The 19,012-nt window shown below is 57.6% G+C and carries 15 protein-coding genes; 4 read left to right on the forward strand and 11 right to left on the reverse strand.

All coding sequences use genetic code 11. The features are described 5' to 3' along the window. The first annotated feature begins 22 nt into the window (after window positions 1-22). Window positions 23-985 (forward strand): glycosyltransferase family 32 protein, encoded by a 963-nt coding sequence (locus tag ACQZ6D_RS24840; RefSeq protein WP_065703414.1) that lies wholly within the window; start codon window positions 23-25, stop codon window positions 983-985. On the opposite strand, the gene ACQZ6D_RS24845 is transcribed toward ACQZ6D_RS24840, so the two are convergent. Both ACQZ6D_RS24845 and ACQZ6D_RS24850 read right to left on the reverse strand, forming a co-directional pair. Continuing rightward, window positions 977-1,720, reverse strand: coding sequence for a polysaccharide deacetylase family protein (locus ACQZ6D_RS24845; protein ID WP_065703416.1), 744 nt, complete (start codon window positions 1,718-1,720; stop codon window positions 977-979). The two genes, ACQZ6D_RS24840 and ACQZ6D_RS24845, sit on opposite strands and share 9 nt — an antisense overlap. Beyond that, a complete protein-coding gene (locus ACQZ6D_RS24850; protein ID WP_448730152.1) occupies window positions 1,717-2,814 on the reverse strand; it encodes a glycosyltransferase family 4 protein in 1,098 nt (365 codons plus the stop codon). The genes ACQZ6D_RS24845 and ACQZ6D_RS24850 overlap by 4 nt, the downstream gene beginning before the upstream one ends. Before the next feature lie 127 nt (window positions 2,815-2,941). Here ACQZ6D_RS24850 and ACQZ6D_RS24855 point away from each other — a divergent pair, with 127 nt between their 5' ends. Both ACQZ6D_RS24855 and ACQZ6D_RS24860 read left to right on the forward strand, forming a co-directional pair. Then, on the forward strand, window positions 2,942-4,282 hold the full coding sequence (locus ACQZ6D_RS24855; RefSeq protein WP_065703420.1) for a nucleotide sugar dehydrogenase: 1,341 nt from the start codon (window positions 2,942-2,944) through the stop codon (window positions 4,280-4,282). 79 nt (window positions 4,283-4,361) lie between these two features. Further along, complete coding sequence (locus ACQZ6D_RS24860; RefSeq protein WP_003516804.1) at window positions 4,362-4,844, forward strand: class I SAM-dependent methyltransferase; 483 nt, start codon at window positions 4,362-4,364, stop codon at window positions 4,842-4,844. A 37-nt stretch (window positions 4,845-4,881) separates the two neighbouring features. On the opposite strand, the gene ACQZ6D_RS24865 is transcribed toward ACQZ6D_RS24860, so the two are convergent. From ACQZ6D_RS24865 to ACQZ6D_RS24880, 4 genes are all read right to left on the reverse strand, one after another. Next, on the reverse strand, window positions 4,882-6,576 hold the full coding sequence (locus ACQZ6D_RS24865; protein WP_003516805.1) for an adenylate/guanylate cyclase domain-containing protein: 1,695 nt from the start codon (window positions 6,574-6,576) through the stop codon (window positions 4,882-4,884). A 209-nt stretch (window positions 6,577-6,785) separates the two neighbouring features. After that, window positions 6,786-7,646 carry an MBL fold metallo-hydrolase gene (locus tag ACQZ6D_RS24870; protein WP_065688652.1) on the reverse strand — a complete coding sequence of 287 codons (861 nt, stop codon included), beginning with the start codon at window positions 7,644-7,646 and terminating at the stop codon, window positions 6,786-6,788. A gap of 188 nt (window positions 7,647-7,834) precedes the next feature. After that, window positions 7,835-8,290 carry a cyclic nucleotide-binding domain-containing protein gene (locus tag ACQZ6D_RS24875; protein WP_003516807.1) on the reverse strand — a complete coding sequence of 152 codons (456 nt, stop codon included), beginning with the start codon at window positions 8,288-8,290 and terminating at the stop codon, window positions 7,835-7,837. Window positions 8,291-8,333: 43 nt separating this feature from the next. Further along, window positions 8,334-11,051, reverse strand: a complete 2,718-nt coding sequence (locus ACQZ6D_RS24880) for an ABC transporter ATP-binding protein (RefSeq protein ID WP_003516808.1) — start codon at window positions 11,049-11,051, stop codon at window positions 8,334-8,336. A 346-nt stretch (window positions 11,052-11,397) separates the two neighbouring features. On the opposite strand from ACQZ6D_RS24880, the gene ACQZ6D_RS24885 reads away from it, so the two are divergent. Continuing rightward, window positions 11,398-13,215 carry a serine aminopeptidase domain-containing protein gene (locus ACQZ6D_RS24885; protein ID WP_448730153.1) on the forward strand — a complete coding sequence of 606 codons (1,818 nt, stop codon included), beginning with the start codon at window positions 11,398-11,400 and terminating at the stop codon, window positions 13,213-13,215. On the opposite strand, the gene ACQZ6D_RS24890 is transcribed toward ACQZ6D_RS24885, so the two are convergent. The 5 genes from ACQZ6D_RS24890 to ACQZ6D_RS24910 are packed head-to-tail and all read right to left on the reverse strand — an operon-like array spanning window position 13,186 to window position 18,974. Beyond that, a complete protein-coding gene (locus tag ACQZ6D_RS24890; protein WP_448730154.1) occupies window positions 13,186-15,642 on the reverse strand; it encodes a glycoside hydrolase family 2 protein in 2,457 nt (818 codons plus the stop codon). The genes ACQZ6D_RS24885 and ACQZ6D_RS24890 overlap by 30 nt on opposite strands. Then, window positions 15,639-16,622: a DUF1839 family protein gene (locus ACQZ6D_RS24895; RefSeq protein ID WP_448730155.1), complete on the reverse strand. Its 984-nt coding sequence runs from the start codon at window positions 16,620-16,622 to the stop codon at window positions 15,639-15,641. Before ACQZ6D_RS24895 ends, ACQZ6D_RS24890 begins: the two co-directional genes overlap by 4 nt. Window positions 16,623-16,628: 6 nt before the next feature. After that, the gene (locus ACQZ6D_RS24900) at window positions 16,629-17,537 is read right to left on the reverse strand and encodes an amino acid--[acyl-carrier-protein] ligase (RefSeq protein WP_448730156.1); all 909 of its coding nucleotides are present in this window, start codon (window positions 17,535-17,537) and stop codon (window positions 16,629-16,631) included. 4 nt (window positions 17,538-17,541) lie between these two features. Next, window positions 17,542-18,723 carry an acyl-CoA dehydrogenase family protein gene (locus ACQZ6D_RS24905; RefSeq protein WP_065703427.1) on the reverse strand — a complete coding sequence of 394 codons (1,182 nt, stop codon included), beginning with the start codon at window positions 18,721-18,723 and terminating at the stop codon, window positions 17,542-17,544. Beyond that, a complete protein-coding gene (locus ACQZ6D_RS24910; RefSeq protein WP_003492279.1) occupies window positions 18,723-18,974 on the reverse strand; it encodes an acyl carrier protein in 252 nt (83 codons plus the stop codon). The genes ACQZ6D_RS24905 and ACQZ6D_RS24910 overlap by 1 nt, the downstream gene beginning before the upstream one ends. Between the last annotated feature and the right edge of the window lie 38 nt (window positions 18,975-19,012).

Raw genomic sequence — 19,012 nt, forward strand, 5'->3', positions numbered from 1 at the left:
GAACGTTCCCGGGTGAGGATCCATGTCCGACAAGAAATATTACGATGCCCAGCTGGATAGAGCCCGGCAGTTGCAAAACCAAGGACAATATGCGGAAGCGCATGCGCTTCTCTTATCGCTGGTTGCAGTAAAAGACGGGCACCTGATGGGTGAACGGACAGTGCTCGGTCTGCCGCGCCGGCTGCATGCGGCACGGCTGCGTCTTGCCAAGGCTGAAGGCGATGTGGTCGCGAGGATCGGCTATCAATATACGCTGGTTCCGCCGCCGCAGGTGCTTGCAAAATATGCGCATTTTTCCCTGGAGGAACACCGCGCTATCAATCTGAAAAGCAGGGAGGACGTGCCCAGGCGCATCCACCAGATTTGGATCGGAGACAAGGCCCCGCCCGTATCGGTCAAGGCCTGGGCCGCCCATGCCGCCTCGCATGGTTACGAATATCACCTCTGGCGGGAGGCCGATCTTGAGCGGGAAGGCGTGTTTTCGAATGACGTCTTCAGGACGATGCTGGAAGATGGCGATTATCCCGGCGCTGTCGATGTGGCCCGCTATGTCGTGCTGGAGCGTTTTGGTGGCATCTATCTTGATTGCGACTGGTATCCGGCGCGGGATGATGCGAGTTTCGATGCTTTCCTGCCACTGGTAGGGCTGACGGCGTTTGATGAAGAAACACCGCGCGATACCGGGCAGGGCAGCATGCTTCTTGCCAACTCTTTCATTGCGACACCTGCTGGCCATCCGGTCTTCCGCAGGATGCTGGAGGCGTTTCCGAGGATTCTTGAGGAAATGCCGCGTGCGCCAGCCTGGTGGTCGACGGGTCCGCTGATCTTTACCGTTATCGCTCGGGCTGGGAGCATCAGCCTTGCGCCAGCGGGGTTTGTTGCCGCTTCTCTTGCCGATCGCGCCGCGTTGCAGGAGGTCGAAGCTGTCAGGCGCGAACTTGCCACCAAGACGGGTGGTTTGCTGATTGCCTGGAAGTCATGGTGATATCTGGTTGATGAGTTCCGCCGAGGAACGCCAGCGCGCGGCAGGATGTTTGCCGGTAATTTCGAACAGCCGTTTCAGAAAACGCCAGACGTTGTCATCATGCACGAGATGATGGGTGAGGATGCCGGTCGTGCCGCCGTGCTCCGCAGTCTGCAGGATGCGGGCGGCGGTCTCGGCGAAAAGGATGTCGTCTTCGCGCCCACCGCGGCTGCCGTGCCAGTCAATCACGTCGACATGGGTGTTCAGGCAAGGTGGCACGGCGTCTTTCTCCGGGCCGAAAACCGAAAGCGCTCGATATCCGAGGTCTGCCAGTCCCTGCACCACATTGGCATCTATGCGGTTCCACGGCGGAACGAGCATAGGCACGAAACGCCTGCCATGCAGATCGTGCAGTTTTTCCAGCCCGGATTGCAATTCGTCGAGAACGATGGACAGGTCACGGTGTGATCCGAGTTCCTGTTTCTTTTCTTTCTCGGTGGCATAGTTCGTATGGGACCAGCCATGCACGGCGACATGGGCAATGTCAGTCGTATCCAGGTGCTGCGCGAGCTTGTCCGTCGTCATCTCGGGGATAACCGCAAGCGTGACCGGCGCGGAAAAGCTGCTGCAAAGATCGAGCAGCGTGTCGAGCGCCGGTGTCGGTTCCACCGCATCGTCGTCCCTGAGCCAGAGATCGGCCGTTATGCCGCGTCGTCCACATTCATCCAGTGCCGCTACGAGTGTTTCCAGACTCATGATGTTCGTGCCTTTGCTCGCAACAGGATATCGTTCAGTTCTCTTGCGGCGTTTTCCAGAGATCGTTCATTTTTTACGAACTGGCGGGCTGCACTTGCCAATTCCTCACGCCGCTTGTCGTCGCCGAGCAGAGTTTCGATTGCTCCAGCATAGGCGGCTGTATCATTTTCCGGTGTCAGTAATCCGGTGGTTCCGGATTTTACCACTTCGGGGACGCCGGCCACCGCTTCGGCGATAACCGGCAGGCCCGCAGCCTGTGCCTCGAGATAGGCGAGACCGTAGGCTTCGCCATGCCCCGGCCAGACGTAAACCGATGCTTTTGAAAGAAGTTCTGCGATTTCGTTTGCGTTTTTTTCTCCGTGCCAGACAAGACGGCGATCGGGGAAAGAGCTGAACATGGCTTGCACGGCAGCGCGTTCCGGCCCGTCGCCGATGATATCCAATGTCCAGTTCAAATCCTGCGGCAACAGCGCAAGCGCTTCGCGAAGCGCGCGATAGCTGTCGAACTTGTCGCCCGCCCGCATCATGGCGACGGTGATGAGTTTTCCCGGTGTGGGGCGCGGAGCAATTTCAAGAAAATTACTGGCATCGATAAAGGGCGCCAACATCGCCGAGCGGAGTGCGGGAGAGGCGCGGACAAGCCCGTCGCGATCACGCACGGTGAAGCAGATATTGATGGCGGCAGCGTTCAATGCGGCCAGTAACTCGTTCTGAACCGCCTGCCAGCCCATGCCATTGCGCTTGGGGGAATAGGAGGCCTCGGCGGTGACGTAGGCAATACCGAAACGTCTGCTTATTTCCGGCCCGAGCAAGTCCGGGGCCTTGTAATAGGGGTGATAACAAAACCACAGATCCGGCGCGCCTTCCCGCTGCCAGCGCTCCGTGATGGTCTCGATTTCGTGCGTCGCAGCATCGGCAAGCAAGGACCGCGCCGGATCGTCAGCCTGTTTGAGAAAGCTGCGCAGCTCGGAAGCGACGGAAACATCGTGGCCGCCCATCGCCATCGCCCGCATCAGCAGGCGGGCCATCAGCCGGTCTCCGGAGGGAACGGGATGGTTGGGCGATTTGAGCGGTGAATAAAAAGCGATCCTCATCCGGATGGTTGTGCGTCGCCCATGGCTCCGGCGTCAACCGGAATTTGAGAGGGCCGAGCCTTGACAGCCTGACCATTCTTGCCCAACTGAAAGGCATCTTTTGCACATGCGCGGAGCGTGACACGCTTTGACTTCCCCAGTCGTTTCCCAGAACCTGCTTTCCAGCATCGAAAACAAAAGCGCCAAAGCGGCGGTGATCGGCCTTGGCTATGTCGGCCTGCCTCTAGCCATCACGATCGCCAAGGCCGGTTTCAAGGTCGTCGGTTTCGATATCGATCCCAGCAAAATGGTCGCGATCGATGCCGGCCGCAGCTATATCGAGGCGGTTTCGGACGAGGTGCTGGCAAGCGTCAGGCGCGATGATGGCTTCATCGCAACGTCTGATTTTTCCAGACTGGCTGAATGCGATGTGATTGCCATTTGCGTGCCGACGCCCCTGACGAAATATCGCGAGCCGGACCTCTCCTATGTCGAAAAGACCTGCCGGGACATTGCCGCGCATCTGCGCAAGGGGCAGCTTGTGGTGCTGGAATCGACCACCTATCCCGGCACGACCGACGGAGTTGTGAAGACCATTCTGGAAGCTACCGGACTTGTCTCCGGCGTCGACTTCTTCATCGGTTTTTCGCCCGAGCGGGAAGATCCCGGCAATCGCGACTTCGAGACCTCGACCATTCCAAAGGTCGTTGCAGGCGATGGCGAGGCTGCCGGAAAACTGATGGCTGCATTCTACGGCTCAGTGGTCAAGAAGATCGTTCCGGTCTCGACAAACGCCACGGCCGAGGCGGTGAAAATCACCGAAAACGTCTTCCGTGCTGTCAATATCGCGCTCGTCAATGAACTCAAGGTCGTCTACGAGGCCATGGGCATCGACATCTGGGAAGTGATCGACGCGGCGAAAACCAAGCCGTTCGGTTTCATGCCGTTTTATCCCGGCCCGGGTCTTGGTGGCCACTGCATACCGATCGATCCATTCTATCTCACTTGGAAATCGCGGGAATATGAGTTGCCGACGAGGTTCATCGAGCTCGCCGGCGAGATCAACACCGGCATGCCGCGTCATGTCATCGGACGGGTTGCGGAAGCCCTCGACATCCGTTCCGGCAAGGCGCTCAGCCGCTCCAAGGTGCTGGTGGTCGGTCTCGCCTACAAGAAGAATGTGCCCGATATTCGTGAAAGTCCTTCGCTGAAACTCATAGAACTTATTCAGGAGCGCGGCGGCGAAGCGGCCTATTATGATCCGCACGTGGCAGAAATCCCGAAAACCCGGGAATATAGCCACCTGATGGGCATGAAATCCGTGGCTTGGGACAAGCAGACCGTCAGCGCCTTTGACGCTGTTCTGGTCGCGACCGATCACGACAATGTGGACTATGCCGCTCTTTGCGAATGGTCGCCGCTGATCATCGATACGCGAAACGTCTTCGCACGTCGGGATATCGCCGCAAAACACATCATCAAGGCCTGATCGGCTTCTCCCGGACATTTCCAGCAAAGTCGCCATACGCTTTTACTGAAAATGCCCGGCATTCATGAACGGACGGACTATGAGCAGATTGGACAGTTTTATTCGCCGGCTGACCGCGCAGCGCGATATCCTCAACCACGTCAAGGCCGATCTTGATCTGCCTGACGAAGGTGCGATCATGGAAATAGGCCTTGGAAACGGGCGCACGTTCAATCATTTGCGGGAACTGTTTCCGCAACGCCGTATCGTTGCCTTCGACAGGGCCATGGGTGCACATGCCTCTTCCGTTCCGGCGCAGGAAGATCTCGTCATCGGTGAAATATCGGAAACCGCTCCGGCCTTCATCGGTGTGGAGGCGGCCATGGTGCATGCCGATATCGGCACGGGCTACCCCGAAAAGGATGCCATTACCCTGACATGGCTGCCGGACCTTGCCGCGGGCATGCTGGCAAAAGGCGGCGTTGCGGTCAGCGGTCTGCCTCTGGATCATCCCATGCTGAAGCCTCTGCCGGTGCCGGAAAGCGTGCCGACCGACCGTTATTTTCTCTATCGCAAGATTTGAGGCCGGATGGCCCGTCAGCGAGCGCGCCGGTATTGCCCTATAGGTAACGCTCGCTCTCTTCTTTCGAGAGCAGGAAAACTTTCATTTGCGAGTTTCTCCCGCGAATGGCGATTTTTTCGCTTCGCAGATCGGCAATCTCTTGTCCCGCCTGAATGATGGCGGGTTCGGAAACGACAATGGCGGCGCCGAATTCCTTGGCCTTGGATTCCAGCCTGCTCGCCACATTCACGGTGTCGCCGATGGCGGTCAGGGTTTTCGCTGCGCCATAGCCCATGACGCCGACTATCGTCGGGCCGGCGTGGATGCCTACTACCACTTCCAGCCGGACGGCAAATTGTTTTTCCAGTCCCTCATTCAGGATTGAAAGCTCCCGCAATATGATAGCGGCGGCCTTCATGGCGTTGCGGCAGGCATTTTCTGCATCGTCGCCAAGTCCGAAAAGAGCCATGGCGCCATCACCGATGAATTTGTCGAGATGTCCTCCGGCCTGTTCTACGGCCTGCCCGACGATGGTGAAGTAGCGGTTCAGAAGAAACACGACGTCATATGGCAGTTTCGCCTCGGAAAGCGCGGTGAAATTGCGGATATCACAAAAGAGGATGGCGATCTCCTCTTCCTTGCCCGGCCGTGCCGGTTGCGCATCCGCTGGCAGGTCGCTCTGTTGGGGCGGCGATACCAGAAGCGCTATTCCAATATCCTGAGTGGGCCGCAACTGGCAGCCGAGCCGCACATCTGAATCGGCATGGATGCGCCTCAAAGTGGTTTGTTCGATATCTCCGGGAGGCGGAAGCGGGCCTTTGCTTTCGACAATCCTGACCCGGCAGGTCGAACAGCGTCCTTTGCCGCCGCATACGGAATAATGCGGTACGCCCGCGAGTCTGCTGGCCTCCAGAATGCTGAGCCCGGCAGGGACGCGCGCTTGCGCGCCATGCTCATAACGGATTTCGATAGCCGTCGATCTCTGTCGCCAGCTGCGCACGCCGCGCAAGACGAACACCAGCATGACCGCGCCGACAAAAATCGCTTCCGTTGCGTCGGTAACGAAACGGATACGCGTCTCCATCTCCCGTTGTAACGGTATGTCGTCTCTTTGAACGGTGGTATCTGCAAGCCCGGGAGGAAGTGAGTATTTTCTGTCCACCTCCTCCAGCCAGCGGCCGGCATCGCTGAAGCCCAGAAGCGCCAACAAAGGCAGCATCACCGCCACAGTCATGAATATCCCGGCAATTTTGGGATACCAGTCCCGGTAACGCAACCAGAAAAACAGGCCGATACACCCGTGGGTCCAGATCACGATCAATGCGAGGCTTTGCCACGCGCCGGCCATCGGGTTGTTGATCCAGAGCCGGCGAACGACCGAGTAATATCCCACGTCGATGTTGTAGATCATGTGCGACACGCGAATATTGACGGCGTGGCTGATGATCAAAAACGGGATCGACAGGCCAAGTATGGCTTGCAGCGCTTCGCGAAGCGGCATGCGCAATGTCCGGCGCTGATAAAGCGAGCGCAGGACAAGACAGACATGCACCACAACCGACCCATAAAACAGCAGGCTGCTGACGGGATTGAGCCAGATCAGGCTGAACCATTTTCGCGCCCGCTCGGCGGTATCGATGGAGATGAGAGCGAGCGAATGGTTGAAAAGATGGGAAAATACAAAGGCAAAAATGATGAGGCCGGACAAGATCCGGGCGCGTCTCAAATTGGTCTCCGAAAAGAAACGGATCATGCAAATCCCATCATGCGGTCATTTGGCGCAGAATCATCATTAAGTGTGCTCTGGTGTCTTTAATGCAGGGTATCTCGTGGCAATATCGTGGAGCAATGGGCCGGCGATGGTCAATTGTGCGTGTTCGAACGTCGGTTCGCCGCATGATACAAATCAGGCTTCAAAAAAGCGTCAAACGCACGCCAGCAACACGAGATTGGTGACCGCGATCAGAGGTCGATGATCTGGCCGTCCATTGTCGCGAATGCACCGCTGAACTGGGCTTTTGCCTGTTTTTCGATGTCATCCAGCTCATCGTCGCTGCGGCTTGGGGCGTGGTGGATGAAGCCGACATTTTTTGCACCTGCCAGTTTGGCAAGGCGGATCGCCTCCTGCCAGGACGAATGGCCGTAACCGCGATAAAGGCCCATCTCCTCATCGGTAAACATGGCGTCGTAGAGGAAGAGATCGACGTCCTTGATCAGATCAAGCACGTTCTTGTCGATATTGCCCGGTTCATGTTCGGTATCGGTGATGATGGCGAATGACTTTCCCGCCCAGTCCAGGCGATACCCGATGGCGTTGCCCGGATGATTGAGCATTCCAGTTCGGATCGAGAGGCCCGGATGAACATTCAGGACGTCGCCCGGCATAAAGTCACGGGTTGCCATTTTTGCGCAGCAGACTTCCAGCGGTACGGGGAACCATGGCGGGCTCATGAAGTCCTTGAGCATTTCCCGCGTTGTCATGGTGCCGGCTAGATGACCCGACCAGATGGCGACATCGTTGGAGCTATTGTAGAACGGCTTGAAATAGGGAAAGCCGACGATGTGGTCGTAATGGCAGTGAGAAAAAAACAGGTTGACGTCGGTAATACCTTCCGCCCGCAACGCTAGACCAGCGGGATGTAACCCCGAACCCGCGTCGAACAAAAGAACATGATCTCCGCATCGTACCTCGATGCAGATGGTATTCCCGCCATATTTTCGGAAGTTTTCACCTGAAACAGGAAGCGTTCCCCGCGCACCCCAGATCTTTACCCGAAAATCTTTATTACCTTCCCGACTTACTATGTCGGAATCGAACGCCATGACACACCCCGATTACAACGGAATCTTGCACGCTTCCTCCCATGAAGCCCGTTGTCTTTACAGATTATTATATCCGCTCTCTTTTGGCGGACGCCCTTACCCTTATTCAGTCAGCATTTCATTTATATTGCAATGGTGCGACATTTATTTTTCCAACATCGCCATCCACGGTAGCAAGAAATTGCGGCTCATGTTCTCGCGTTTGCACGCGCTTTGCTAAGCTCCGTCGTCGTCTGGGTGAGACGTTCGGCAAGAACGCGCATGACCTTGATGGTAATGTCAGGGAAATCGGACATGAGCTTGAAGAACTGTTCCTTGCCGATACGCAGGGCTTCCACGTTGGTGGAGGCGCGCACGGTTGCGGTTCTGACGCTGTCGCAGAGAATGGCGATTTCACCGACGATCGCATTGCCGGTCATTTCGGCCACTTTTAACGTGCCCGACGGAGAATCGACCAGAACATCCACTTTGCCGGTCAAAAGGACGTAGGCCGCATCGCCGACATCTCCCTGCCGGAACAGCATGTCGCCGGTGTGATAGGACACGCGGTCGGATGCGAATGCGAGAAGTTTGAGCTTCGACGGTTCCATTTCCGAAAAAAACGGGACGCGTTTCAGCATTTGAATTTCGTCTTTGAAAAGCATTGCCTTACCCTGTTCTTGTTCCACCTCGGTCACTTTCTTGGATTTATGTTGCGACCATATCCTTGAATGTACCGTTTTCCTGCGCAAGAGTCTCGTAACTTCCATCAGCGCTGATAAGGCCCTGATGGACGACGATGACCCGGTCGAACATGCGCGAGAGCGTCGCATTCGACAGAACCCACACGATCGCCGGGTTATTATTGTTCTGTTTCAGGAATGTGATGACCCGTTCGACAATTTCCTCCTGTTGCCGCGGATCGAGGCCGGGAAGGGGGCGATTGAAGACGTAATAGTCGGACTTGCGGATGAGCGCCCTTGCGAGATTGAGCTTCTGCCGCTGGAGTGGCCCGAGCCGCTTGCCGCCGGCGCCGAGGTTGAAATCCAGACCCACCGCAAGCACACGCTCATAGACGCCCTGCTTGCGCATGACCTCGGCCACGATGTGGGTGATGCGCCGTGATGCGTCGGTATAACGATGGCTGACCTTGCCGAAGAGAATATTGTCCAGAAGGCTGGTGGCACTCATGTATTTCGTCGGATCGTAGATTTCGATCACGTTCTTCAGGCTGTCCGGCAGGTTTTCATGGAACATATGCCGGACTTCAACGATCCGGTTCATGATTTCCGGTGACAGCAGGCCGAAACGCTGCCGGGGCTCGATGTAGAAGAAGCTCAGCCGCAGCATCGCGCGTCTTTCGCTTTCATTGGCCTCGTCGAAACTCCGGCTCTGAAGACGCTGCAGCATTTGCTGATAGACCGGAACATCGTCGGGCGTCATGAATGTCAGCTGCTGGAAGAAGGGGTGGTCACCCGGCAGGTCGGCGAAGATTTCCACGATGTTTTCGGCAATCGTATACCCCATTTCGAACAGGGTTTTGACGAGGCCTGTTTCGCGCATCAGCGAACGGAAATATTCGCTTTCGATGACGGTCCTGATCGACTGTGATGAGTCGCGCATGGTGCCGAACAACAGGTTCTCGCCCACGGTAGCCTCGCTGTTGTAGCTCTCCAGCTCAAACGGAGCGATGAGGCCGCTCAGGTTCTCCTTTTCCAGTTCGGCGCGCAGGACATGTCGCAGTTCCACAATGCGGGCCGCAAGATGCAGGTCGGTCAAAGGGTCGATCGTCGAGCGCAACGCGAATTCCAGAATATCCTGTGAAAGTTCCACGCTGTCGAGCACAGCCAGAACGGCCTGGATGAGGTTTTCCGGCTTGCCGTCACCGGCCGGGCTTGAAGCGTAGTCGATCCATTCGCTGTTGATGTCGATCGTCGGATTGCCCGCAAGCTTGGCTTCGCGGATCTCCCATTTGCGGTGTTCCAGCGCTGCACCTTCGTATTGCTTTTCGACAAGCGGTGCGTGCTTGAGACCGTAAAGCAGATTGTCCTTCAGGCTGGCGTGGAAAAAATAGCTGTCCGAGGACACGTAGGAGATGCGACGGCCCGTCAGCGATTCAGGCAATTCCAATATGTCGACGTCGTTGATGCTCACCTTGCCGGAGGTCGGCCAGAGCGTGCGGCCGATAGCGTCCGCGAGCGCCTCTGCTCCCGATCCACCGACGATGGCGATCACCTCGCCTGCCTCGATCTTCAACGATGCCTGTTCCAGAAGCCGGCTGCCGCTATCGTCTTCCAGCGTCAGATTGCTGACGACGATCGGTGCGGCAATTGCCGCGACTGCTCCCGGTGACAGTTTTTGCACCTTGTCATCGATCATGTTCGACGCATCGAACTGCTCGAAGACCTGCTCGTATTTTACCTGGACATCCTGACGCGCCTGATCCCAGTCGATCAGCTCCTTCAGCGGTCCTGGCAGTTCCTTATAAGCGTTGATGACGGCAACCAGCTGCCCGACATCGAGGCTGCCCTTGAGCGTGAGATAACCGCCGAGTGCATAAAAGAAGAAAGGGGTGAGCTGCGCGAGGAAGTTATTGATGAATTTGACCAGAAACTTCCACTGGTAGAGATCGTAGCGGATCCTGAAGATGTCGCCGAGCCGGTGCGAGGCATCGGCACGCTCGAAATTGGAGGTGTCATAGGCGTGGATGGTGCCGATGCCGTCGACCATTTCGCCGATGCGCCCGGCAAGCTGGCGTGCGCTCAGCTGCCGCTGACGCCCGAGTTCGATGAGGCGACGGCGCATTTTGGGGATGATGCCGACCTGGATGGCGGCCATGAAAGCCGCAATCAGACCCAGCCAGAAATTCTGCACGAGAATGAAGAAGAGTGCCGAGAGCGCCTGACCGCCGAGAAGCGCCGGCTGCACAAAGGCGTCGCCGGTAAATCCGCCCAGCGGCTCGACCTCGTCCTTCACCATGCTGGAGATTTCAGCACCCTTGACCCGCTTGAAATGCGTGGGCGGGAACCGCAGGATCCGATCGATAAGTTCGAAACGGATACGCCTGAGAAGCCGCTCGCCAAGGCGGCCCTTGAAGGTGTTGATATAATATTTGAAAAGCCCGTTGATGACGACAAGCGCAAGGAAGGTGAGGCTGAGCGCCATCAGCATCGACATGCGGTTGAGTTCGAGCCCGGGGAAGAGCGTCACGGTGCCCCAATAGGGAATATCGACCGTGAGATGCATGAAAAGCTGTGTCGCGTTTGCCCCTTCGAAGCCGTCTCCCTGAATAGGCCCGTTGACGATCTGTTTGGGCAGATCGAAGGCGAGGAAATAGGGGATCATGGACAGGGCGACGATCAGCAGAATGAAAAGCTGCTGCCGCTTCGTATGCGACCAGATATAACGCGTAAGGCTTTGTTCCATATAAAACTTCTATGACCTGTCGGGCAGGGCCCGGCGTGTTGGTTTGCGCGGTGTCAAGACGGTCAGGCTGCCGGGTGGCGGGATCCCCTCCTGCAAATAGGTATGTGACTCGCTATTTATCAGTATATTCAAGCGGTTTCGAGCAAAATAGCGCCCGTGCCGAGGCTGGCCCACGATCCCCGATATTTGTTTTTGTAACGTGCATTCCACATTCGATATTGAGACGACTACATTTTTAGACTTCCCTAATGTTATTGGTTTTACTGTAGAACAGGACGTTAGGACGCTCCGGTATAGTTATCCCGCGAATGGTTGAGCCGACACAGGCGTAGTGATTGCAAGGTCGATGGCGATAGATATTTCAGAGCGTGCAAGCGGTGAACCGTCCCCTGACATGTTGTCGCTCTCGGGCATTGCATCCGATGGGTCGATCGCACATCCGGTTTCTTTTCAAGGATGCACGGGTGTTTTTCACCCGGCGCGCAAAGAGGTCAAACAGGATCATGCGGTTCTTTTCGTCAGCCCCTGGGGCATGGAGGAACTGTGCACTCGCAAGTTTCAGCGGGTTGTGGCTGAACGGCTGGCGGCGGCCGGCGTCGCCAGCCTGCGATTCGACTATCATGGCGCCGGGGATGCGCTCGATCCGGAGGATGTCGACCGTGCGGCGGATTGGCTTTCCGACACGCGAGCGGCGCTCGATTATCTAAAACGTCTTTCCGGCTGTTCCAGGGTGGTCGTCATCGCTCAGGGTCTCGGCTGTCTGATCGCCATACAGGCGCTCGCCGATGCGGCGGCCGTCGGTTCCATGGCGCTTCTCGCGCCCGTCGTCTCCGGACGGAGCTATCTTCGCGAACTGGCGATGTGGTCGTCCATGATTGACGATGGCCTTGGTCTTCGTCCCGGGCAGCGCATGGCGGAGGCGGGGGCAATTGCAGGCATGGCCATGCCGGTGGGTGTTGCTGATGCTATCAAGAAGGTCAATCTTGCAAAGCTGGATACCGCTCCTGGGCGCAGCATTCTGGTGCTGACGAGACCGGGCCGGGCGAGCGACAGCGATTTTGCCAAACAACTCGCCGCGATTGGTGCCGAGGTGGGGGAGGCGGAATTTGAGGGATATGACGATCTCGTATCCAGTCCTACACTCTCGAAAATACCCGGCGATGTGGTGAAGCGGCTTCGGGATTGGGTCCTGTCCAAGACCCAGACCACGGATGCGGCGGATCCGCAGGAGGACTTCATCGTCAACGCTCCGCAGCGCGGTCGCGGTTTTCTGGAACAGCCGGTGCAATTTGGCGAAGCCGGTCGGCTTTTCGGTGTTTTTTGCGAGCCTGACGATCGGCCGGCGGTCTCCTCGGTCCTTCTGCTGGGCGCGGCCTACGACCGGCATGCGGGTTGGGGCAGGCTTTCCGTGCAAACGGCCCGTTTGCTCGCACGGGAGGGTATCGCTTCGCTGCGGTTCGACGCGGCCAATATTGCCGACAGCCCCCCGGTCAAAAACGCGCCCGATCAGGTTCTTTACGATGCGGCGCAGAATGACGACGTGGCCGCTGCGCTCGATTTTCTCAGTCGGCGTGGCAAAGGACCCGTCGTTGCTGCTGGGCGCTGCAGTGGCGCCTACCTCGCCTTCAATGGCGCGCTTGCCGATGACCGGATCAGCGGGGTGGTTGCGGTTAATCCGGTTGTGTTCCACTGGCGAAAAGGCCGCTCTGTCGATGAAGCGCTGCACAAACCGCCACGGTCCTTTGGGGAATACAGCCAGCGTTTTCGCCAGGGCGCTACGTTCAAGCGTCTCGTCAGCGGCGATGTCGATGTGGTGAGCGCCGGTCGCAATATCGCCAAGGCGACGCTCAAGAAGCTTTCGATAAAAACGGCAAGGCTTTCCCGCCGGGGGAGCGAGGAAGGGCGTGCCGTCTACGGTGCTTTCGACAAGCTCAAGACAAGGGATGTGTCCATCAGCCTGCTTTACAGCGACAATGACGACGGGCTTGAGCATTTCCGGTATTATTTCAACGCCGATGGCAGGGGCCTGTCGGCCTATCGGAATGTGTCGCTGACGATTATTCCTGACGCCGACCATAATCTTTCAACGCCGGAGGCCAGAAAAGCCTACATCGATGCGGTGAAGCTAATGGCTCTAAAAGGAAAAACGCCGGCTGGAGCCTAGCGAGACGACATCGCCGGAAGGGGGCGTTTCGGATGTTGCTGTCTCCGGCATAAGGTCGATTTTTCTGGTTTCACCGGGTGCGAGATGGAACCAGCTTTCCGAGGCGCGGTAATCTTGCGCCGTGATATGGACGGATTGCGCCAGCCGGTCCGTGCCGATCTCGAGCGACCAGATGCCGTTCGCCTCGCTCACCCCCACCTGAAGGTTGGCGGCGTGCAGTGCTTTTTTCCGACCGAGAGGAAAATGGAATGCGTCTGCGATGACAGATCCGGTCGCGACATCGCGGAGCCGGGCTACCGTCACATCATGGGAGGGCGGGCCGAAACGATAGGCATAGGTCGTATCGAAAAAGGCGCCGAACAAATCGGTTGCGGCGATGGTCTGGCTCTGTCGCGGCGAGAGCGTGAGCGGCCGTTTGGCATGGACGACAGGTTGCGTGCCATCGCGCAGGCAGGTCAGTTCCAGCATGGCGTCAAGGTTGTCGCCGGTTTCGTTGATGATATGAATGTCCAGCCCGTTGGTGCCTTCATCGGAAAGGCTGACCTGGATGGGACGAAACGCTCTTTTCAGCGCATGCCAGACGGATTTGGGTCTGCCGGTGGCATCGATGATACCCCAGCCAGCGCCGGGAACGAGATCCTGCAAGGTCCAGACCAGGGCGCCCCGGCAAGAGGACGCGTCGCGACGCCATTCGGCGAAGGTTGCTTCCATGACCTCGGTAGTGACGGCACGAGACATGTCGAGATAGAGGCCGCCATCCTCCCGACGCAGCACGTCCGGCTCAACGTCGTAAAGCAGTTTCAGATAATGGTCGCGAATATCCTCGAAATCCCAGGAAGCGCCGCGATCGCGTGGCGTGCGCGCCTTCCAGCGCGGATCATGCACCGCCAGAGCGGGAAGATGTCTGTCCAGCGTTTCCTGTTCGGGAATATTGGCGAAGGCCAGGCACTCTGCAGCAAAGCGGAGATCGGCCCGGCGGGCATCTTCCAGCGGACGGCAATAGGCGCCCACACCGTAATAATGACCAACTCCGGCATTGGGAAAGAAGGGCAAGGCGCCGCCTGAAGGGGAATTCGCCACATAGGCCGCGTCTGGCCGTTTTTCGGTCAGGACTTCGGGCAAAATTGTCTCGGTGAGCGTTCCCTTCCATATCTGTTCCGGCAGACCGAGCATCGCGCCCTGCTGGTACATTTCGCTACCACCGCAAAAAACGATCAGCGAAGGGGAAAGGGCGGTAGCCTCGAGGAACTGCGAGACTTCCGTAACGATGTGCTGGCTGAGCGCCTCATCCTTTGCTGGATAATCAAAATTGGCAAGCATGGCGTCCTGCCAAACCATGATGCCGAGTTCATCGCACAGCGTGAAGAACTCCGGCGTTTCATAGGCCATCGTGCCGCCGATGCGGATCATGTTCATACCGGCTTCGGCAGCTTTTCGAAGCCAAGGCTCATAGTCCGGTCTTGTTCCCGGCAGGCGCACGATGTCGGCGGTCGTCCAGACTGCGCCCCGGCAGAAAACGGGGTGCCCGTTTATCTGGATGCCGAAACCGTTTCCGTCTTCGCCGTAATCCACCTCCACGCGCCTGAAGCCGGTGCGCCCGAGCCTGTGTTGCTTACCATCCAGTTCCAGAACGACTTCATGAAGCGCCGGTCTGCCGTGGGTATGCGGCCACCAAGTCTCGACATCGGGTATCCGGAGTTCGCCCAAGAATTCGCCGTTTTCACCTCTGGAAAGATCGGTGCTGTAACCGGCGCAGGTGAGCCGTGCGGATGGAATGTCGTGGTTCGCCTCCAGGGCGATGTTGACCGTTCCCGTCCCGGTTTCGTCGAGTGAGGACCGGACTGAGCAACGCACGCCTGCCTGTCTTATAAGGCTGATCGGTCGCCATGGTCCGGCGGCATGGATTTCCGGGCACCAGCCTGGCATATATCCGAGCGCCGTGGTGCGGATCAGCCGCAGACCTTGGGTGTTCATCATCTGCGGACGCCAGCGGGCGCGCGGACCGGTTTTTTCAAGCCTTGGCGAAAGTGCCCGGAAGCAAATCGAAAGTTCGTCCGCGCCTGTCAGTTCAACCGGCACTTCCAGCCTTTCGAACATGCTCTGGCTGGCGGCGATCAGTTCGCCGTTGAGGAAGATTTCTGCAATCGTCGACAGGCCGTCGAAGCGCAGGATCGCCCGCTCCCGCACATCGGAAATCATCGTCAGACGGTACCAGGCATCCCTGTCGTTCAATGGTGTCGGATTGAAACGGTCGAATTTCCCGGCCAGTTCCAGAGCTTGCGCCACTGTTCCGGGAACGGACACGTGAAGGCTTTCAAGAGTTGCGGGGATTTCCGAGGGCGTTTCGCAGGCATTGGCGGACGTCAGTGTCAGCGTCCAGCCTTCACTCAGCAATTTTTCGCTTTCGCGCGGAAGATAAGTCCTCACGCGGCCTCGCTGGTGTTCGACAATTTTGCCGCAAGGGCTTCCATCACACCATCCCATGCTTCCGCAGCCGGATCGAGCACCGAGGCGAGCGCGTCGAATTTACGGCGTGTGACGGCGCGAGCAAGCTGGAACTGCACGGTCTTGGCGACCTCGGATATGCGCAGCGCGTGGTCTCGCGCTTCAGCAAATTCGCTCTTGTCCAGCCATTCGAGGTGGCTCGCCGCCAGTTCGAAATTGGCGCCGAGCTGGCGCAGCGTATTGAAGGCATATTTGTGGAAAAAGCCGAACGGCCGGTCTGCCACCTTCTCGACCTGAGCCGGAAACACGGCTGCAAAAGACCTGACCGGATTGTCGGATGGTCGCCGTGAAAAATGAAACTTCAGCAGCCGTTCGGCCGTTTTGCGGATATGCGCCGGCGAAGGGTTGCTGTCTGCAAATTTCGCAAATTCCGTATAGGGCAGGAAGGGCGGCTCGCTCTCTGACAGGTGATGCTGGAACAGGCCGTCGAAATCTTCGCCCGACAGGTGGAAAAAGCCTGCATTATGAAAATAATCGAGTTCCCGGTTTGCAAGGTCCAGCCGGTTGATGGCGATGGTGGTCTTGCCATGTTCCTTCCGGTAGCCCACCCCGTGGGTATCGGGCATATAGAAGCTGTCCATCTCGATCAGGCAGATGCGACCGCGCTCCAGCTGCGCTTCGATATGGTTTTCCACCCGGTCGAAGATCGCAAGTTCGGTGGCGCGAACGCCATAAAGTGCTTCCAGATCTTCCAGCGGCACCTTGAAGAAGGTGAACTGGTCGCCTTCGAAATCCTGCGTCAGTGTGAAGCCAAACATGGCCTCAGGCGGCAACCCTTTCGAGGCCAGCACCTCGATCCACAAATCGATGTAGCAATTGGTCTCCGGCCACATTCTTTCCGACGAATGAAGCGAGTGCTGCACATAGTTTTTGGGATCGAGACCGGGGAAAATCTGCCGCATGAATGGTTAGCCCCAGAGTGTTTTCAAGGCCTTTTCGGGCCACGTTTTTACATCCAGTCCGTGATGCGCAAAAAGTGCCAGCGCAATGCGCTCAAGGCCGAAACCGACGCAGGCGGTGTGAGCCGCATCACCATTGTCGAGGTTCAATCCCCATTTCTGGCCAAAGGCGTCCTGATGGTAATTGAAGCTCATGCAGGCCGTCGGGTTGGTGGCGGATGTGACGGGGATCAACAGTTCGAATTTCAGGTTCTGGTCGCGCTGGTTGTTGGCGAGCATTTTGCCCGCGCGGCCGAAGAAGGGATCGTTTGCCACGTCGATGGTCACATCAAGGCCCACGGCTTCCATCATCGCCACGCCGCGATCCATCCATGTCTGGCGGAATTCGGTCACATCGCTCTCCGTGCCCATGCGCACATATTCCCGCATGCGGAAAAGCTGCTGACGTGCCGGGTCCTTGGAGGGCTCATGGCGGAAACAATAGGACTGGATGTCGTAGAGACCGCCGCCGGAAGGCAATGCGCCGCGCTTGGCGATGGTCGGATAAAGAGGGTAGCAAGCGGCCGGCGTCAGCACGATATCGGTTGCTTTCTGGTCCTTTGTCCAGTCGCCGCCCTCATCCATGGATTTGAGAAGGCTGACATGGTCAAGTTCGCAACCGCAGAAGGAATGCACCGTGCCCGCAAGCTGCGGGAAGCTTTTCATGTAACCGCTCTTTTCGAAATAGGCGCGGTTGATGCCGGGCGGGAAGCGGATCGCCTCTGCACTGTCCGGGCCGCCGGTGCGGTCGATCAGGCGTTCGAATGCGGCAATGACATCCTCGAACTGGCCGCTGCGTCCGTAAAGACCATCGACACCCGTTTCAATCAGCAGGCCTTCTTCGAACAGTCGATCGAGAAACGATGTTTGCATATCCATGGTCTTATCCCAAGAGGCTGGTGTCCTGCTTGTGAACCAGCAGGAGATTGGCGGAATTGCCGAGAATACGGTCGTTGGAAATCATCAGGCGCGCGGAATGCGCGTCGCGCAGGTGTCGGCCAAGGCTGTAGGGCGTGCCGTTCTTGTAACCCATGATGCCGCAGACCAGCATCGCTTGGTCGATGATCTCCAGAATGGTTTCCGAAGAACAGATCTTCACATTGTTCATGGCAACCGCGAACGCCATGGACATCAGCTTGTCCGGGTCGCTCTTGGTGTCTTCGTAAGCCTTTACGCCCGCAATGACGTTGGATTTGACCACCTGTAATTTGGTGGAAATTTCGGCAATGTGGATAGCGCCTGGCGGTGTGACACCGGGCGACTTGCGTGCTGCCGTCCTGACGAAGGATTGCGCGCGCAGCACCGCATCCGACGCGATGCCATACCAAACGGCGCTCCACAGAAGATGCGAGCTTGCAAGCATGGATTGCGCGGCGATTTCCGCAAAGGGTTTTGGGAATATCTGCACCGCCGGCGCCTCGCCGCGGAACAGGAAACCGTCCGAACAGGTGCCGCGCATGCCGAGTGTGTCCCAGACATGGGTCTTCTCGAGCCTGTACTGATCTTTCAGGAAGACGGTCATCACCTGATCGGCCGGGGCGGCATCCTTGTGGGCGCGCGAGGTGATGAGGATGGCATCCGCATTGCTGCCGTAGGAAATGACGGTGGCGTCCTTCTCCAGCCGGCAGATGTCTCCTTCGACCTCAATCGCGCAGATGGAATTGCGCAGATTGCCGCCGATTCCGCCTTCGGTCGTGGCCGATGCGAGCAGAAGCTGTTCGCTTGCGATGCGGCTCATGAAGCCCGCATGCCATGGGCTTGTCTCGCCGTGTTCCACAAGGCTCGATGCCTTGATGTGGTGCATGGCGAAAATCATCGCGGTTGCCGAACAGGCCTGGCCAAGCCGGGCGCAGATATCGGCGATTTGCTGTATGGATGCGCCTTCGCCACCAAGAGAGGACGGGACCTGAATGGCGAGAAGGCGCTCTTGTCTCAGCGCCTTGACGGCTTCCTCCGGGAAGCGACCGGTGACGTCCACCTCGTCCGCGTGTTTGGCGGCAATTGCTGCGACGCGGCTTGCGCGCGCGGACAGCGTTTCATCCTGCGGCGCAACGGTCACATTCATCAGGCTGCCTCTTTACCATCCAGAATGAGCTTAACGGTGTCTTCAATGGCCTTGATGCTGGCAAAGGACTTGCGGTTCAAGAGGTTGTCGGGGAATTCGATATCGAAAGCTTCCTCGATACCCAGCATCAATTGCACCGAGGCAAAGGAAGAAAGACCTGCTGCATAAAGATCTGCTTCGTTTTCAATCGTATCGACGGGGGTAGGAAGCTGGCCGAATTTTGCCAGTATTTCACGAATAGTCGCATTCATTCCGACTTATCTCCCATGAATTTAACATCAGGATGGTT

The sequence above is a fragment of the Agrobacterium sp. 22-3639C2 genome (assembly GCF_053522105.1).

Excerpts from the sequence above, each read along its gene's own strand:
- ACQZ6D_RS24840 (WP_065703414.1), top strand. The coding sequence starts at position 23 with ATGTCCGACAAGAAATATTACGATGCCCAGCTGGATAGAGCCCGGCAG.
- ACQZ6D_RS24845 (WP_065703416.1), bottom strand. The coding sequence starts at position 1,720 with ATGAGTCTGGAAACACTCGTAGCGGCACTGGATGAATGTGGACGACGC.
- ACQZ6D_RS24850 (WP_448730152.1), bottom strand. The coding sequence starts at position 2,814 with ATGAGGATCGCTTTTTATTCACCGCTCAAATCGCCCAACCATCCCGTT.
- ACQZ6D_RS24860 (WP_003516804.1), top strand. The coding sequence starts at position 4,362 with ATGAGCAGATTGGACAGTTTTATTCGCCGGCTGACCGCGCAGCGCGAT.
- ACQZ6D_RS24865 (WP_003516805.1), bottom strand. The coding sequence starts at position 6,576 with ATGATCCGTTTCTTTTCGGAGACCAATTTGAGACGCGCCCGGATCTTG.
- ACQZ6D_RS24870 (WP_065688652.1), bottom strand. The coding sequence starts at position 7,646 with ATGGCGTTCGATTCCGACATAGTAAGTCGGGAAGGTAATAAAGATTTT.
- ACQZ6D_RS24875 (WP_003516807.1), bottom strand. The coding sequence starts at position 8,290 with ATGCTTTTCAAAGACGAAATTCAAATGCTGAAACGCGTCCCGTTTTTT.
- ACQZ6D_RS24880 (WP_003516808.1), bottom strand. The coding sequence starts at position 11,051 with ATGGAACAAAGCCTTACGCGTTATATCTGGTCGCATACGAAGCGGCAG.
- ACQZ6D_RS24885 (WP_448730153.1), top strand. The coding sequence starts at position 11,398 with ATGGCGATAGATATTTCAGAGCGTGCAAGCGGTGAACCGTCCCCTGAC.
- ACQZ6D_RS24895 (WP_448730155.1), bottom strand. The coding sequence starts at position 16,622 with ATGCGGCAGATTTTCCCCGGTCTCGATCCCAAAAACTATGTGCAGCAC.
- ACQZ6D_RS24900 (WP_448730156.1), bottom strand. The coding sequence starts at position 17,537 with ATGGATATGCAAACATCGTTTCTCGATCGACTGTTCGAAGAAGGCCTG.
- ACQZ6D_RS24905 (WP_065703427.1), bottom strand. The coding sequence starts at position 18,723 with ATGAATGTGACCGTTGCGCCGCAGGATGAAACGCTGTCCGCGCGCGCA.
- ACQZ6D_RS24910 (WP_003492279.1), bottom strand. The coding sequence starts at position 18,974 with ATGAATGCGACTATTCGTGAAATACTGGCAAAATTCGGCCAGCTTCCT.